General features: G+C 69.3%; 19 protein-coding genes, 1 pseudogene and 1 riboswitch. Of the genes and pseudogenes, 4 read left to right on the plus strand and 16 right to left on the minus strand.

All coding sequences use genetic code 11. The features are described from left to right. A partial coding sequence (locus tag JWN68_RS02500; protein ID WP_297734192.1) for a 2OG-Fe(II) oxygenase occupies positions 1-308 on the plus strand: 308 nt, incomplete at its 5' end. A 1-nt stretch (position 309) separates the two neighbouring features. Here JWN68_RS02500 and JWN68_RS02505 read toward each other — a convergent pair. Genes JWN68_RS02505 through JWN68_RS02515 form a run of 3 tightly spaced genes read right to left on the minus strand, consistent with a single transcriptional unit; the run spans position 310 to position 1,947 of the window. Next, a complete protein-coding gene (locus JWN68_RS02505) occupies positions 310-759 on the minus strand; it encodes a PH domain-containing protein (protein WP_297734195.1) in 450 nt (149 codons plus the stop codon). Between the two features lie 26 nt (positions 760-785). Continuing rightward, positions 786-1,631, minus strand: a complete 846-nt coding sequence (hisG, locus tag JWN68_RS02510; RefSeq protein WP_297734199.1) for an ATP phosphoribosyltransferase — start codon at positions 1,629-1,631, stop codon at positions 786-788. Positions 1,632-1,650: 19 nt separating this feature from the next. After that, a complete protein-coding gene (locus JWN68_RS02515) occupies positions 1,651-1,947 on the minus strand; it encodes a phosphoribosyl-ATP diphosphatase (RefSeq protein WP_297734244.1) in 297 nt (98 codons plus the stop codon). A 50-nt stretch (positions 1,948-1,997) separates the two neighbouring features. On the opposite strand from JWN68_RS02515, the gene JWN68_RS02520 reads away from it, so the two are divergent. From JWN68_RS02520 to JWN68_RS02530, 3 genes are all read left to right on the plus strand, one after another. Beyond that, entirely contained in the window at positions 1,998-2,579 is a 582-nt protein-coding gene (locus JWN68_RS02520; RefSeq protein ID WP_297734202.1) for a GNAT family protein, read from the plus strand. A gap of 141 nt (positions 2,580-2,720) precedes the next feature. Continuing rightward, positions 2,721-3,038 (plus strand): hypothetical protein, encoded by a 318-nt coding sequence (locus tag JWN68_RS02525; protein WP_297734205.1) that lies wholly within the window; start codon positions 2,721-2,723, stop codon positions 3,036-3,038. A 54-nt stretch (positions 3,039-3,092) separates the two neighbouring features. Next, positions 3,093-4,163 carry an ATP-binding protein gene (locus tag JWN68_RS02530; RefSeq protein WP_297734208.1) on the plus strand — a complete coding sequence of 357 codons (1,071 nt, stop codon included), beginning with the start codon at positions 3,093-3,095 and terminating at the stop codon, positions 4,161-4,163. Positions 4,164-4,330: 167 nt separating this feature from the next. Here the strand turns inward: JWN68_RS02530 and JWN68_RS02535 are convergent, their stop codons facing one another. From JWN68_RS02535 to JWN68_RS02595, 13 genes and pseudogenes are all read right to left on the minus strand, one after another. Then, positions 4,331-4,456: a hypothetical protein gene (locus JWN68_RS02535; RefSeq protein WP_297734210.1), complete on the minus strand. Its 126-nt coding sequence runs from the start codon at positions 4,454-4,456 to the stop codon at positions 4,331-4,333. A gap of 528 nt (positions 4,457-4,984) precedes the next feature. Continuing rightward, entirely contained in the window at positions 4,985-5,482 is a 498-nt protein-coding gene (gene ribH, locus JWN68_RS02540) for a 6,7-dimethyl-8-ribityllumazine synthase (RefSeq protein WP_297734213.1), read from the minus strand. A gap of 67 nt (positions 5,483-5,549) precedes the next feature. After that, complete coding sequence (locus JWN68_RS02545; protein WP_297734216.1) at positions 5,550-6,797, minus strand: bifunctional 3,4-dihydroxy-2-butanone-4-phosphate synthase/GTP cyclohydrolase II; 1,248 nt, start codon at positions 6,795-6,797, stop codon at positions 5,550-5,552. Between the two features lie 44 nt (positions 6,798-6,841). Beyond that, positions 6,842-7,468, minus strand: a complete 627-nt coding sequence (locus tag JWN68_RS02550; RefSeq protein ID WP_297734218.1) for a riboflavin synthase — start codon at positions 7,466-7,468, stop codon at positions 6,842-6,844. Further along, the gene (gene ribD / locus JWN68_RS02555) at positions 7,468-8,514 is read right to left on the minus strand and encodes a bifunctional diaminohydroxyphosphoribosylaminopyrimidine deaminase/5-amino-6-(5-phosphoribosylamino)uracil reductase RibD (protein ID WP_297734221.1); all 1,047 of its coding nucleotides are present in this window, start codon (positions 8,512-8,514) and stop codon (positions 7,468-7,470) included. The genes JWN68_RS02550 and ribD overlap by 1 nt, the downstream gene beginning before the upstream one ends. Before the next feature lie 69 nt (positions 8,515-8,583). Then, positions 8,584-8,741, minus strand: a riboswitch (FMN riboswitch). 85 nt (positions 8,742-8,826) lie between these two features. Further along, positions 8,827-9,186, minus strand: a complete 360-nt coding sequence (locus JWN68_RS02560) for a hypothetical protein (protein ID WP_297734224.1) — start codon at positions 9,184-9,186, stop codon at positions 8,827-8,829. Between the two features lie 71 nt (positions 9,187-9,257). Beyond that, positions 9,258-9,671 (minus strand): MmcQ/YjbR family DNA-binding protein, encoded by a 414-nt coding sequence (locus tag JWN68_RS02565; protein ID WP_297734227.1) that lies wholly within the window; start codon positions 9,669-9,671, stop codon positions 9,258-9,260. Beyond that, positions 9,668-10,330 carry a ribulose-phosphate 3-epimerase gene (gene rpe, locus JWN68_RS02570; RefSeq protein ID WP_297734230.1) on the minus strand — a complete coding sequence of 221 codons (663 nt, stop codon included), beginning with the start codon at positions 10,328-10,330 and terminating at the stop codon, positions 9,668-9,670. Before rpe ends, JWN68_RS02565 begins: the two co-directional genes overlap by 4 nt. Positions 10,331-10,357: 27 nt before the next feature. Next, on the minus strand, positions 10,358-10,738 hold the full coding sequence (locus JWN68_RS02575) for a cupin domain-containing protein (RefSeq protein WP_297734233.1): 381 nt from the start codon (positions 10,736-10,738) through the stop codon (positions 10,358-10,360). A gap of 9 nt (positions 10,739-10,747) precedes the next feature. Further along, positions 10,748-11,725: a non-homologous end-joining DNA ligase gene (ligD, locus tag JWN68_RS02580; protein ID WP_297734235.1), complete on the minus strand. Its 978-nt coding sequence runs from the start codon at positions 11,723-11,725 to the stop codon at positions 10,748-10,750. A 32-nt stretch (positions 11,726-11,757) separates the two neighbouring features. Further along, positions 11,758-12,624, minus strand: a complete 867-nt coding sequence (locus JWN68_RS02585; RefSeq protein ID WP_297734238.1) for a hypothetical protein — start codon at positions 12,622-12,624, stop codon at positions 11,758-11,760. Positions 12,625-12,848: 224 nt separating this feature from the next. Continuing rightward, positions 12,849-14,156, minus strand: a complete 1,308-nt coding sequence (locus JWN68_RS02590) for a transcription antitermination factor NusB (protein ID WP_297734241.1) — start codon at positions 14,154-14,156, stop codon at positions 12,849-12,851. After that, positions 14,149-14,352, minus strand: a pseudogene (locus JWN68_RS02595) (hypothetical protein); the annotation flags it as partial. The pseudogene JWN68_RS02595 and the gene JWN68_RS02590, both read right to left, overlap by 8 nt.

A 14,352-nucleotide genomic window follows, 5' to 3' on the forward strand; every position in this document is an offset into this window, starting at 1 on the left:
ACGGACTTCTCGATCCCGGTGGGGCCGTCTGGGACCTCTCCTGTGCGGTGCCGCGACAGCGCACCTGGACGCTGATGGTCTACCTGAACAGGCCCGGCGCGGGCGGTGAGACGCGGTTCGTCGCCACTGAGGAGCTGCACGAACCCGAAGAGGGCAACCTGCTCGCTTGGAACAACCTGCGCGCCGACGCGACGCCCAACCACGCCACACTGCACCACGCGATGAAGGTGCGGGACGGGCGGAAGTACATCATCACCAAGTGGTTCCGTGAGCGTGCGTGGCCCTGGCCGGTCGACGTACCCCGGTAGCTCAGACGGGTTCTCGATCGATCAGGGCGCGCAGTGTCCGGACAGCAGTGCGGGCACGGGCTCCATCGGAGCCCTGGATCGCGAGCAGCGACGCCGTCGTGCCGTCGGCCAGGTCGATCGTGGCCCACGGGGCACCCGGCGGCAGGTGGACGGCCAGCACCTCGGGCCACTCGTAGTCGTGACGCCGGTAGCCGTTGACGACGGCCAACCCCTTCTCGGAGGCAACGACCCGCGAGCGCGTCAAGGCATGGCCGACCGAGCCGGCGAGCAGGCCGAGGAAGACGAGCGTCGAGCGCTGGAAGAACGTGAACTTGGCTCGTACCTCCGGGTCGAACCCGAGCCAGGCAAAGGTGCAGAGAAGGAGCAGCATCGTGCCCAGCACGATGACCGCGATGCGGGCCCCGAACGGCCGCCAGGTGCGTGGCAGGGACGAGACGTCCGGATCCGCCATGTCAGAGGGCATCTTCCAGGACCAGGTCAGAGACGGCAGGCGTGGATGTCGGTGAGCAGGATGGCGCGAGCGCCGAGGCTGTAGAGCTCGTCCATCAGCCGCTGGGAGCCGGCGCGCGGCACCATGACCCGCACTGCGACCCAGCCCTCCTTGCCGAGCGGGGAGATCGTCGGTCCCTCGAGGCCCGGCGCGAGGGCAGCGGCCTCGTCCAGGTTGGTCCGCTCGATGTCGTAGTCCATCATCACGTAGCCCCGCGCGACCATGACGCCGTCGACGCGACGCTTGAAGATCTCGAACTCGGCACCGTCCGCACCGTCGCGGGTGATCATCACTGCCTCGGACTCCAGGATGACCTCGCCGAAGGTCGCGAGCCCGGCGGCCCGGAGCGTCGAGCCGGTCTCGACGACGTCGGCGATGACGTCGGCGACACCGAGCTGGATGCTCGTCTCGACGGCGCCGTCGAGACGGGTCACGGTCGCGTCGATGCCGTGCTCGTCCAGGAACCCCTTGACCACCCCGACGTAGGACGTGGCGATGCGCTTGCCCTGGATCTGGTCCAGGCTGGTGTACTCCCCCACCGGCCCGGCGAAGTGGAAACGGGAGCGGCCGAAGCCGAGCTGCAGTGCCTCGGTCGCCTTCGCGCCCGAGTCGAGCAGCAGGTCGCGACCGGTGATGCCGACGTCGAGGGTGCCCTCGCCGACGTACAACGCGATGTCACGTGGCCGGAGGTAGAAGAACTCGACGTCGTTCTCGGCGTCGATGAGCACGAGCTCCTTGGAGTCGGTGCGCTGGCGGTAGCCGGCCTCGCGAAGGATGTCGCTGGCGGCCTGCGACAGGGCGCCCTTGTTGGGTACGGCGATGCGGAGAGTCATCTCAGGGTTTACCGGTTCCTCAGAGGTGGGCGTAGACGTCGTCGAGGGTGAGTCCGCTGGCAAGCATCAGCACCTGTGCGTGGTAGAGCAGCTGACTGATCTCCAGCGCGGTGGCGTCCTTGCCCTCGTGCTCGGCGGCCATCCACGACTCGGCCGCCTCCTCGATCAGCTTCTTGCCGATCGCATGCACGCCGGCGTCGAGCTGTTGAACGGTGCCAGAGCCCTCGGGCCGCGTGGCGGCCTTCTCGCTCAGCTCGGCCCAGAGCTCCTCGAACGTCTTCACGAGCGCCAAGCGTAGGCGGTCAGCCACTCCCATCTCGCCCCGGTCCATGCGACTGCGGGCGGACGTGCGCGAGACTGACCCGCATGGACGACCTCACCGGTGTCCCCGACTGGGGACGCTTCTCCTGGCCACGCACGACCGAGCGCCTCAGCCTCCGCCCGGCGACCCCGGACGACGCTGCCGCGATGTTCGGCTACCGCAGCCTGGAGCAGGTGTCCCGCTGGATGACCCAGCTCCCGACGGATCTCGAGTCCTGGCAGACCCACTTCGAGGAGCGGTCTCCCTATGCCCTGATGATCTGCCGCGACGACGAGGTCATCGGAGACCTGTTCCTCAAGACCGAGGATGCCTGGGCACAGGGCGAGGTCCGCGACCGTGCTCGTGACGTGTTCGCCGAGATCGGCTGGGCCCTGGATCCCGCACACGCCGGTGGCGGCTACGCCACCGAGGCCGTTCGCGAGCTGCTGGCCATCGCCTTCGACGGCCTGGGCCTTCGTCGCGTCACCGCCAACTGCTTCGCCGACAACGAGCCGTCCTGGCGCCTGATGGAACGGGTCGGGATGCGCCGCGAGGCCCACAACGTCGCCGACACCCTGCACAGAGACGGCCAGTGGTACGACGGGCTCGTCTACGCGCTGCTAGCGGAGGAGTGGCGAGCAGGTTGAGCGCTGGCCGCTTCAAGAGCAGGTCCAGAGATGGTGGCGCTCAGCCCGGAGCGCTGCCTGCGTCCGCGGCCTGGGCGTAGGCGTACTTCCGCAGATACTGCCCTATGACAACCCGCCCCGCCCCCCGTCAGACCCTTCGCCGTGAAGGACGATGAATCTGTCCGAACGTGGCCATACTGGGCGCGGGCGGTCGACAATGGGGCCCCCTGGGCGGGAGCGCTGCTGCTGAGCCTATTCCTGATGAATGCCGGCCTATTGGCGGCCCACCGGCGTTCCATGGCACTGGAAGAATCCTCCCGACCTTTGCGGCTGCTGGCCGAGATGAATGTGCACGTCAACCGCGAGATCCTCCTCAACGCAGATATCGAGCTCATCTATCGCACCACACTCAATTATCTTTTCAACGTCTTCGACCGGGCCACCACAGGTTCGGTACTGATTCTCGGGGATGACGGATAGCTCACATTCGCGGCCTCCAACGGTTTCACCGAACAATGTGTCCACACCTTCCGGTTGAGGTGGGAAGACAGTTTTCTGTACCGGGCCACCGGTGGTGACATCCGAAAAGCACGCCTGATCGACAGCGAGGACTTCGGGCGCATCGAGACCGTGCTCGACCCCGGGGAATGGGAGTACAGATCCGTGATCTCGGCACCGCTGTTCGTTGGGGATCGACTGTTCGGCGTCTTGAACCTGGACTCCCCGGTGTCTGGCACCTACAACACGGAGGATGTATCCATCGTCGAGCAGTTCCGCAGCCAGATCGAGATCGGCCTGCTGCCCGGGAGCGCTACACCAAGACGGCGGGGCTGCTCTCCGTGGTGCGCGCCCAGGCCGAGCACTGGCCGCCGCTTCGAGCGCCAACAGCAGCTCGATGTCGAACTGCAGCACCTCGATGCCTACCGCATCAGCATGATTGCGACCATCTCCCATGAACTGGAGAGTCCGCTCACCGCCGTGAGCGGTCACCTCGAGCTGATGTCATCGCTTCCTGACCTACCGCCCGAAGGTGTTCACTCCACCGCAGTGATGCATAGAGGTGTGGAGCGGCTGGGTGCGTGGGCCAACAGCTCGGTCGAGCTGACCCGGCTCGAGCAGAGCGAAGAACCGCGACAAGAGCTCGTTGACCTTGACGCCTTGCTCGCCGGGACTGTCGAGCTGCTCGAGGTCGTGGCTGCCGGGGATTCCGTGCGCATCGACCACACACCGGCGCCGGGCCCTGTCCACGTGCTCGGCGACGCAGACGAGCTGCACCGCGCCTTGGCCGATCTGGTCGGCCATGCGATCAAGTACAGCAACGTGGGAGACACGGTGGTGATAGGAGTCCAGCACGTCGACGACGAGGTCGTGCTCAGCTGCGCCGACCAGGGTCTCGGCATCTCCGCGCCCGACCAGACGCGGCTGTTCACCGAGTTCTTTCGCTCGACGAACCAGCAAGCGCTCGACCGACCCGGCACGGGCTTGGGGCTCGCCCTCGTGCAGCGCATCGTCGTACGCCACCGAGGGCGGGTCGAACTGACCTCTGAGCTCGGCGTAGGCACGACGTTCAAGGTGCACCTGCCTGCAGCGTTCCCGCCTGACTGAGCCCTCGAGCCGCTGCTGGACGACCTCGAGGCTGTCGGCGTTCGCGCGACGCGGCACGTCGGCTCGGCACGCTTGTCCACAAGACGGCATCCTGCCACCGGTCAAGAGACGAACACCCGCATCAGCCGCCATCCGAGGATCCAGTCATGCCGACGGGCCGCCGAGGGTCAGGCGAGCGCGGCCTCACCAGCATCAGTGATGACCAACGAGTGCATCGGGCTCCACGCGTCGGGATCGGCAAGAACCTCGCGGGCCCGGACGCGAGGCACGTCCTGCTGTGAGTGGGTCAACATGACATCGAGCAGTCCTGCGTCGAACCAAGCCGGGAGTACCGATGCGCAGTCGGCCGTCGCTCTGCCGGTCACCTGACTTCGTTGGCCGACCCCGGACTGTCCACCTCGGGTAGTGGCAGCTGGTGCAGCATGGCTTCCTCGCGACCCGCCCAGAACATCCTCTGTTCCAGGCGACTCATCTCGTCGTCGGACTTCCACCGCACGTCCGCAGTGTGCCAGTCAGACGGCCACTCTGCCGCGGTTGGTGCTTGTGCGCCTACCGCCTTCGGCCAGGTCACGACGGTCACATGTCCAGCGCTGCGAGATAGTCGGCGCGGATCTACCGCGATCCCTGGACCCGCTCGTGGCGCCGGTTTGCCAGCACTCGGGAGTTCCTGGCGTCGGCAGTTGGACGGGGTCGGGGCGAGGTTCTCGCCCAGGCCCACGCGCACCGCCTCGAAGCGCCGACGCCCGGCGGTACCGGACGCAGCGGGCCAGCGTGGCGGCGTCCCACATCACAGTGGACTGGCGATGCCGGTCCGAGCGGGGTCACTGCGCCGGGCTCAGCCTCACACCGCGGACCCCGCTCAGCACGAGCGCAGTCGCCAGCGCGGCGGACGTCGCCTCCCAGCCCTTGTCCTCTCTCGAGCCTTCGAGACCGGCGCGATCCAGTGCCTGCTCGTCGTTGTCGCACGTGAGTACGCCGAAGCCGACCGGCACTCCGGTGTCGAGCATGACCCGGGTCAGTCCGTCGGTCGCAGCGCTGCACACGTAGTCGAAGTGCGGCGTGCCCCCACGGATGACGACACCGAGGGCCACGACGGCGTCGTACCCCTGCTGGGCAAGCGCGAGGGCGACGACCGGCAGCTCGAAGGTGCCGGGCACCCGGACGACCGTGGCGTCCGTGACCCGATGGGCGCCCAGCGCGCGTTGCGTGCCCGCGAGGAGGCCGTCCATCACCTCGGTGTGCCAGCTCGCCGCGACAACGGCGACCTTGAGCGCGGAGGCGTCGAAGGCCGCCTGATCCGGGGCTCCATGTCCACTCATGCGCATCCTCGCTTCGCTCCGTGCGCCGATGGCGCACCAGTCACGCTGTGTCGGATGGTTCGCTCGCTCACTGGTGCAGCTCCTCGGTCATCAGCTCGGGCAGGTCCGGCAGCACGTGACCCATCCGGTCGCGCTTGGTGCGCAGGTAATCGATGTTGTCGCTGGTGGGGTGGATCGCGAGCGGGACGGTCTCGGTGACCGAGATCCCGAAGTCCTCGAGGCTGGCGGTCTTGGCGGGGTTGTTCGTCAGCAGGCGCACCGACTCGACCCCGAGGTTGCGCAGCACCTGGGTGGCGGTGCCGTAATGGCGGCTGTCGGCCGGCAGGCCGAGGTCGAGGTTGGCGTCGACGGTGTCGCGCCCCTTGTCCTGCAGCGCGTAGGCCTGCAGCTTGGCCACCAGCCCGATCCCGCGTCCCTCGTGACCGCGGAGATAGACCACCACTCCCCTGCCCTCGGCGACGATCTGCGCCATCGCCTCGTTGAGCTGCGGGCCGCAGTCACAGCGGTGGCTGCCGAACACGTCGCCGGTCAGGCACTCGGAGTGAACCCGCGTCAGCACGGGTGCCGGGCCGGAGACGTCGCCGTACACCAGCGCCACGTGCTCGCTGTCGTCGATGGTGATGCGATAGCCGTACGCCGTGAACTCCCCGTGCGTCGTCGGCAGCCGGGTCTCCGCGACGCGCTCGACGTGCAGCTCGTAGCGGCGGCGGAAGCGGACCAGCGCCTCGATCGAGATCATCGCCAGGTCGTGCTCGTCGGCGAACTCGCGCAGCTCGGGACCTCGTTTCATCGTCCCGTCGTCGTTGACGACCTCCACCAGCACGCCCGCGGGTGTCAGCCCCGCCAGCCTGGCGAGGTCGACCGCTGCCTCGGTGTGGCCGCGCCGCACGAGCACGCCACCTTCGGCATAGCGGAGCGGGAAGACGTGACCGGGACGCGTGAGCTCCCACGGCTCGGTCGCCGAGTCCGCCAGCGTCCGCGCGGTGTGCGCGCGGTCGGCGGCGCTGATGCCGGTGCTGACTCCATCGCGGGCGTCGACCGAGATCGTGTACGCGGTGCGCAGCTTGTCCTTGTTGTGCGGGGTCATCAACGGGATCTCGAGGCGGTCGAGCATGCGGCCCGGCATCGGCACGCAGATCACTCCGCTCGAGTGGCGGATCGTGAAGGCCATCAGCTCCGGTGTCGCCTTGGCGGCCGCGAAGATGATGTCCCCCTCGTTCTCCCGGTCCTCGTCATCGACGACGATCACGGCCTTCCCGGCGGCGATGTCGGCGATTGCCCGCTCGACGCTGTCGAGACGTATGGACTCGCTCATGGGGTCGATCCTTCCGGTTCCTGATTCTGTTGCTGCGATTGCGTTCATGCGTCGTTCCCCTTGATGGCGAGGCGGTCGAGATAACCGGCCGCGAGCAGCTTCTCGACGTGCTTGGCGATGACGTCGACCTCGAGGTTGACCCGGTCGCCGGGCTGACGGCTGCCCAGGGTGGTCCGCGCCAGGGTCTCGGGGATCAGGCTCACGGTGAAGCTGGTGTCCTTGGCCTCGACGACCGTCAGGCTGACGCCGTCGACGGTGATGGAGCCCTTGTCGACGAGGTAGCGACCGAGCTCGGGTGGCATCGAGATCTCGACGACCTCCCAGTGCTCGCTGGGCGTACGCCGCACGACTTCTCCCACCCCGTCCACGTGCCCCTGCACGATGTGACCGCCGAGGCGCTTCTCCACCGTGACGGCACGCTCGAGGTTGACCCGGTCACCGGGCGCCGCACCGTGGAGGCTGGTCTTGTCGAGCGTCTCCTGCATGACGTCGGCGGTCCACGAGTCCCCGTCGATGGTCACGACCGTCAGGCAGCAGCCGTTGACGGCGATGGAGTCACCCAGGCCGGTGCCTGCCAGGACGGTGCTGGCGCGCACGGTCAGCCGGATCGCGTCGCCCTGCTCCTCGATGCTCGCGATGCTGCCGAGCTCTTCCACGATGCCGGTGAACATCAGTTCTCTCTTCCGGGGGTCAGGGTGAGCCGCACGGTGGCATCGGCGCCCGTGCCGATGACGCCGGCGCGCTTGAGGTGCCAGCGCAGCTGGTCGGTGACGGTGGTGATGCCGAGGTCGCCGACGGCACTGGCGCCGGCGCCCAGGAAGGTCGGCGCGACGTAGGCGATGATCTCGTCGACGAGACCTGCGCTAAGGAATGCAGCGGCAACAGTCGGTCCGCCCTCGAGCCAGACGTGACGGCGACCGTCGTCGTAGAGCTGCTGGAGCGCCTCGGCCGGGTCGCGGGTGGCGAGGTGACGTGCCTCGCCGGGACCGGCGAAGATGCGGCTCTCGGCCGGGACGTCGCGCTCGCCCATCACGACGCGAAGCGGCTGGTGCGGGCGGGGCTGGTCGACCTCGTCGCGGACGGTGAGGCGCGGGTCGTCGATGAGCACGGTGCCGGTGCCGACCAGGACCACGTCGCACTCGGCCCGCATGGCGTGGGTGTCGCGGCGGGCGTCCATCCCGCTGATCCAGCGGCTGGTGCCGTCGGCTGCGGCGCTGCGCCCGTCCAGCGTGGTGGCGAACTTCCAGGTGACGAAGGGTCGCCCGTGCTCGACGGCGAAGGTCCACGCCCGGTTGATGCCCCGGGCGACGGGCTCCATGACTCCCCCCTCGACCTCGATCCCGGCTTCCCGGAGTGCCGTCGCCCCACCGGCGGCGATCGGGTTGGGGTCGCGCTGGGCGAAGACCACACGGCGGACGCCTGCGGCGACCAGCGCCTCGACGCACGGTCCGGTTCGGCCGGTGTGGGTGCACGGCTCGAGGGTGACGACCGCCGTCGCGCCCTGCGCGGTCCCGCCGGCCTGGGCCAACGCTGCCAGCGCCGCGACCTCGGCGTGCGGCGTACCTGCTCCGCGGTGGAGGCCCTCGGCCGCCACGGCGCCGCCGGCGTCCAGCAGCACACACCCGACCCGAGGGTTTGGCCCGAGCGGTACGCCCGGGGTCGCTGCGAGCACAAGGGCGCGGCGCATCGCGGCCTGCTCGGCTGGTGTGGTGGTCATCGCTGTCCCTCTGGTCCGTGAAATGGACTCCGGGGGCGCGGGCGCAGGCGTCGTTCGGACACCAGGCGCTTGCGTGATCCTCTCATCCGGACTTTGACCGTCGGTCCAGGATTCTCACCTGGTCAACCGGCCACTGGCTGTGGCCGGGTCGCGGACTGCCGGTCGAAGCGAATCGCTTCGACCAGGTCACCGCCGGTGCGGATTTTCACCGCCCCCAGAGCACGCTCTTGCTGGGCCGAACTCTGTCACACCCGTAGACATTCCCGGGCGGCTGTCCGGTGTGATGTCGGCAACGTCAGGAGCTCCAGGTCCTCAGTCGGCCCATACCAGCTCTCCGTCGGCGCCGAGCGTGATCTCCTCCTTCTCGCACACCGGTCGATCGGCGAACTCGTGGCGGACCAACACAGTGCCGTCGCGACGGATGACCTGGAGGTAGCCGTCCGTGGCGACGTAGCACTGCAGTTGGCGGTTGGTCCACTGCGTGTCGAAGGAGTAGACCTCCTCGACCAGCCCGTCCTCCAGGATGTGACCGTCGGGGCGATGCACCTCGACTGTCAGGCCCTGCTCGCCGGTCTCGTTCAGGAGGAACGCTTGACCTCCCACCGGCTCGCACGCGCTGAGGAGTGTCACCGCCAGACAGGTGACCGTCAGGGCGACGCCGTGTCGGTTCATGGCTTGATGCTCCTCCCCTTCGCTGCCCACTGCACCATCTCAGCCACGTCCCGGCGCGTCGCGCGCCGTGGTCAGCGGTCCAGTGCGTGCTCTCGCAGCCAGGTCTCGGCGCGGCGACGCGAGGCCTGCGCCAGCCAGGCGTCCTGGACCAGCTCGACGATCTCCTCCCGGTCCACCTCACCGACCCGCGAGCCGCGCAGCAGCACGGAAGGGTGTCCGTCGAAGTGCGGCGTGGTGAAGAACGGTGAGGTCTCGTCCTGCACCAGCGCGAGCTTGTCGCCCTCCGAACCGACCCAGAAGACGATCACGTCGTCGTAGCGCTCCCGCGTCTCCGGATCGAACGCGTCGGGCCGAGGGGTCCGGAAGAAGACGAACGACTTGCTGCCGACCTGGTAGACGGGCAGCGTGTCGGGCCTGGCCACGGTCACGTGCGGCATCGCCCGCGCGGTTGCGTGGATGTCGTCGACCGTGGCCCGGCTGCTCACGTCGTCGCGGCCTCGGCCTTCGCCTTGAGCTCCCGCACCATCGCGTCGGGGTCGGTGGCGGAGAAGACGGCGCTGCCGGCGACGAACACGTCAGCGCCGGCTTCCGCACAGCGCTCGATCGTCTCGAGGCTGACTCCTCCGTCGACCTGCAGCCAGGTCTCGACGCCGTGCTTGCGCATCATCGCCCGGGCCGCACGGATCTTGGGCAGGCAGAGGTCGAGGAACTTCTGGCCGCCGAACCCCGGCTCCACGGTCATGATCAGCACCATGTCGAGCTCGGCCAGGAGCTCCTCGTAGGGCTCGATGGGAGTGGCGGGCTTCAGCGCCATGCTGGCCCGGGCGCCTTGGTTGCGCAGCTCGCGGGCGAGCCGGATCGGGGCCTTCGTCGCCTCCACGTGGAAAGTGACGCTGCTGGCGCCCGCCTCGGCGTACAACGGTGCCTGCGTGTCGCAGTCCTCGATCATCAGGTGGGCGTCGAGGGGGATGGCGGTGGCCTTGCTGAGCGCCTCCACCATCGTCGGCCCGAAGGTCAGGTTCGGGACGAAGTGGTTGTCCATCACGTCGACGTGCACCCAGTCGGCGCTCCCGATGCGGCCGATCTCCTCGCCGAGCCTGGCGAAGTTGGCGTTGAGGATGGACGGAGTGATCTGGATACCCACGGGCGTCAGCCTAGGGTGCTGCGGCCCTCAGTCGAGGAGGGAGTCGTCGTAGGCCGCCGTCAGCTCGCCGCCGGCGGAGCCGGTGTTGACCACGCCGGCCGGCTCGATCAGCATCACCGCCACGTCCCCGTCGGTGACCGGACAGTGCTCGACCCCCCGCGGGACCACGAACAGCTGACCCGGGCCCAAGGTGACGTCGCCCGCACGCAGCTGGATCGTCAGCCGGCCCTCGATAACGAGGAACAGCTCGTCGGTGTCGTCGTGGGTGTGCCAGACGAACTCGCCCTTGAGCTTGGCCAGCTTGATCTCGTAGTCGTTGAGGCGCGCGATCACCTTGGGCGACCAGGCCTCGGAGAACAGCGACAGCTTGTCGGCGATGTCGATCGGCTCGGCACGGGAATCGGACATGGGCCGATCCTAGGCCGGCGGGGTCGCGTCGGCCTCGGGATCGGGGGGCGGCTCGGCACCGGCGGCCTCGTCGCGCTCCGCCCACTCGAGCAGCGGGGCGATGTCGAAGACCTCGTCGTCGATGCCGGCGTGGAGGTCACCGATCTCGGCGAAGCGGGCAGGCATGGTGAAGATGGTGAAGTCGTCCGGCTCGCAGTCGTCGATCTCGTCCCACCGGACCGGTGCGGACACGCGTGCCTCCGCCACACCGCGGACCGAGTAGGCGGCGGCAATGGTGTGGTCGCGCGCGTTCTGGTTGTAGTCGACGAACAGCTCCTCGGGCGACCGGTCCTTGCGCCACCACGCGGTCGTGACGTCGCCGCCGGCGCGCCGCTCGACCTCCCGGGCGAAGGCGAGCGCGCCGCGGCGTACGTCGCTGAACCCGTGGTCGGGCGGGATGCGGACGTAGATGTGGAGACCGGAGCCGCCGCTCGTCTTGGGGAAGCCGACGGCGCCGAGCTCGTCGAGCACCTCGTGTGCCACCTGGGCCACCCGCCGGACCGTCGCCCAGTCGCACTCCGGGCCCGGGTCGAGGTCGATGCGCCACTCGTCGGGCGACTCGGTGTCGGCGCGCCGACTGTTCCAAGGATGGAACTCGACGGTGGACATCTGTACCGCCCAGATGACGCTGGCGAGCTCGGTGACGCAGAGCTCGTCGGCGGTGCGGTTCCAGCGCGGGAAGTGCAGGCGGACCGTCTCCAACCACGGCGGGGCACCGGCCGGGACGCGCTTCTGGTGGACCTTGTCACCGGCCAGCCCCTTGGGGAAGCGGTGCAGCATGCACGGCCGCTCGCGGAGCGCGTTGACGATGCCGTCACCGACGGCGAGGTAGTACTCCACCAGGTCGAGCTTGGTGGATCCCGACTCCGGGAAGTAGACGCGGTCGGGGTTGCTGACCCGCACCACGCGGTCGTCCACCTCGATCTCGATGCTGGGTGAGGACGCCATGAGGTGACCCTAGCCAGTCGAGCAGACGTGGGTCAGGGCGCGACCGTCACCAGGACGGGCTCGCTGGCTCCCTCGTCGGCATACTCGCTCTCGGGTCGGAGCCAGCGGAACTCGCGGGTCTCGCTGACGGTGACTCCTGCCCACGATGCGCCATCGGGACCGGAGTGGGTCACCGACGACACGTCGGTCCACTCGCTGGCTCCGGGGACGCGGGACTGGAGCACCAGCGGGTCGCCCGTGACGCGACCGCCGGCGTCGGTCACGGAGCCCGCGACGGAGAGCTCGTCACCGGACGACAGCTGGGTGGCCGAGGGCAGGATCGACGTCACGAGAGCCATCCCCTCGAAGTCCCACGTAGCGCCGTTGCCGCGGACCGCGTCGAGGTTGAACGCTTGGCCGTCGCAACCGAACCCGGTCACCAGCAGGCCCGGACCGTCGCCGTGCGTCGTGACGAAGTCGAGGGGCGTCGCCGACTCCTGGGCCAGCGCCTCGCCGGAGGCGAGGTCGACCAGGACCCATTCGTGGCGGACCGCGGCGGTCTCCACGTGTTCCCAGGCGCCCGGTGTGATGCTGAGATCAGCACGGCCGCGCCAGGCCTGGCCGGGCTGGAGGTCGGGGGGCGTCACCCAGATGTAGGAGGCCCCGGTCGTGCCGGACGCGGCGTGCACGTCCACTCCCGCTCCGAGCGCGCCGAGCGAGAGGAAGGAGAGGGTCGGCCCGGAGGCGGTGCCCGGACCGAACGGGACCAGACCGAAGCTGCGCCGGCCCAGCGGTGCCACGTCGGGGCCGCGGTTGATCCGGGTCGTGGGTGCCGCGGCAGGTGCGCCCATCGCGTCGCAGCCGACGTAGGTGAGGTACATGCCGTCGAGGGGCGAGCCGGGTCCGGTCAACGTGGTCACCGGGTCCGAGGCTCTTGCCTGGGCCGGGGCCGTCATCGTTGAGGTGGCTGACGAGGCGGACAGCAGGACTGCAACCGCGGTAGCGGCTCGTAGTCGACGACGCACAGAGACCCACCCATCCCCAAGATCTGACGATCCCCTCGAATCGCTTCCCGGCCATCATCATGCACGCCACCAAACGCACGGGAAACACCCATCTGGGGGAAAAGGCGAGAATCGAGGGCTCAGCCGCGCCGGATCGTGGCGATGAACATCGCGTCCGTGCCGTCGCGGTGTGGCCACAGCTGGCGCGAACGCTCCAGCACTGCATCACTCCGTCGCCCCAGCACCGCTTCGACGACCCCCGTGGTCTCGTCCAGGACCGGCGAGCAGGTCGCGTAGACCACCACGCCCCCCGACCTGGTCGCGGTGATGGCCGCGTCGAGCAGGGCTGTCTGCAAGGGCACCAGTGCGTCCAGGTCCGCAGGCATACGCCGCCAGCGGGACTCCGGACGCCGCCGGAGCGCCCCCAGCCCCGAGCACGGGGCGTCCACCAGCACGCGATCGAAGGTCTGCTCACGCCACGGCGGCCGGGTGCCGTCACCGGTCACCACGCCGAGCATCCCCGACGACGTCGCACGGGTGCCGCGCGACACCAGCCGCGCTCGGTGCTGCTGGCGTTCGTTGGCGAGCAGCCGCGCGCCCCTCTGCGCAGCCAGCGATGCGAGCAGAGCGGCCTTCCCGCCGGGACCGGCGCACACGTCGAGCCACCGCTCGTCGCGACCGGACAGCCCGGCCTGCGCGAGCTCGAGGGCGACGAGCTGGGAGCCCTCGTCCTGCACGCCGGCACGGCCGTGGGCGATGGCGGAGATGGCCGACGGATCGCCGCCGGTCAGCTCGACGGCGTACGGCGACAGCGTGCCCCTGCTGCCGCCAGCAGCAACCAGCTCGTCGGTCGTGGCGAGCCCGGGCAGCGCGACGAGCATGACCCTGGGCGCGGCGTTGTCCGCGGCGAGCAGGGCGGGCAGCTCCTCGGGGCTGCCCAGCGCCTCGTCGAGCGCCTCGACGACCCACCGCGGGTGCGAGTGGGCAATGGAGGCGAACCCGACCGGGTCGTGGCTGGGGTCCGGGGCGACCTCACGGATCCAGCCGTCCAGGTCTTGTCTGGAGACCTTCCTCAGCACCGCGTTGACCAGCCCCGCCGGACCGATGCCGACCCGCGCTCGGACGAGGTCGACGCTGGTGCTGATGGCTGCGTGGTCGGGCACCCGCATCGCCAGCAGCTGGTGGACGCCGAGCCGCAGCGCGTCACGCACCTTCGCCTCGAGTCGGGGCTTGGTCAGGCAGGCGTCGATGATCGCGTCGTAGGTGCCCTGCCAGCGGATGGTGCCGGACACCAGCTCCGTGGTGAACGCGGCGTCCCGACCGGACAGCCGGTGCTCGGCGAGCACCAGCGGCAGCGCGAGGTTGGCGTAGGCGTCGTCGAGTCGCACCGACTTGAGCACGTCGTAGGCGGCGAGCCGCGAGGGGTCCACCCGGTTGCGCTCAGCCATCCGCAAGGAACTCCCTGCACAGTCGCTTGGGCGCCACCGCCAGCCACGCCTCCTGGACGAGCTCGGTCAGCCCCTCGACGCCCAGCTCGCCCAGCCGCGACTGCTGGACCAGCACGGCGTTGAAGTTGCGGAAGTGGTCGATGGTGAAGCCGGACTCGGGGTCGATCACGGTCGGGTGCGGGTGGCGGTAGAGCAC

The organism is Nocardioides sp. (assembly GCF_025964975.1).
In the GTDB taxonomy this organism is placed as follows: domain Bacteria; phylum Actinomycetota; class Actinomycetes; order Propionibacteriales; family Nocardioidaceae; genus Nocardioides.

Coding starts and splice junctions, on each gene's coding strand:
- JWN68_RS02505 (WP_297734195.1), bottom strand. CDS start 759: ATGGCGGATCCGGACGTCTCGTCCCTGCCACGCACCTGGCGGCCGTTC.
- hisG (WP_297734199.1), bottom strand. CDS start 1,631: ATGACTCTCCGCATCGCCGTACCCAACAAGGGCGCCCTGTCGCAGGCC.
- JWN68_RS02515 (WP_297734244.1), bottom strand. CDS start 1,947: ATGGGAGTGGCTGACCGCCTACGCTTGGCGCTCGTGAAGACGTTCGAG.
- JWN68_RS02520 (WP_297734202.1), top strand. CDS start 1,998: ATGGACGACCTCACCGGTGTCCCCGACTGGGGACGCTTCTCCTGGCCA.
- JWN68_RS02535 (WP_297734210.1), bottom strand. CDS start 4,456: ATGTTGACCCACTCACAGCAGGACGTGCCTCGCGTCCGGGCCCGCGAG.
- ribH (WP_297734213.1), bottom strand. CDS start 5,482: ATGAGTGGACATGGAGCCCCGGATCAGGCGGCCTTCGACGCCTCCGCG.
- JWN68_RS02545 (WP_297734216.1), bottom strand. CDS start 6,797: ATGAGCGAGTCCATACGTCTCGACAGCGTCGAGCGGGCAATCGCCGAC.
- JWN68_RS02550 (WP_297734218.1), bottom strand. CDS start 7,468: ATGTTCACCGGCATCGTGGAAGAGCTCGGCAGCATCGCGAGCATCGAG.
- ribD (WP_297734221.1), bottom strand. CDS start 8,514: ATGACCACCACACCAGCCGAGCAGGCCGCGATGCGCCGCGCCCTTGTG.
- JWN68_RS02560 (WP_297734224.1), bottom strand. CDS start 9,186: ATGAACCGACACGGCGTCGCCCTGACGGTCACCTGTCTGGCGGTGACA.
- JWN68_RS02575 (WP_297734233.1), bottom strand. CDS start 10,738: ATGTCCGATTCCCGTGCCGAGCCGATCGACATCGCCGACAAGCTGTCG.
- ligD (WP_297734235.1), bottom strand. CDS start 11,725: ATGGCGTCCTCACCCAGCATCGAGATCGAGGTGGACGACCGCGTGGTG.
- JWN68_RS02590 (WP_297734241.1), bottom strand. CDS start 14,156: ATGGCTGAGCGCAACCGGGTGGACCCCTCGCGGCTCGCCGCCTACGAC.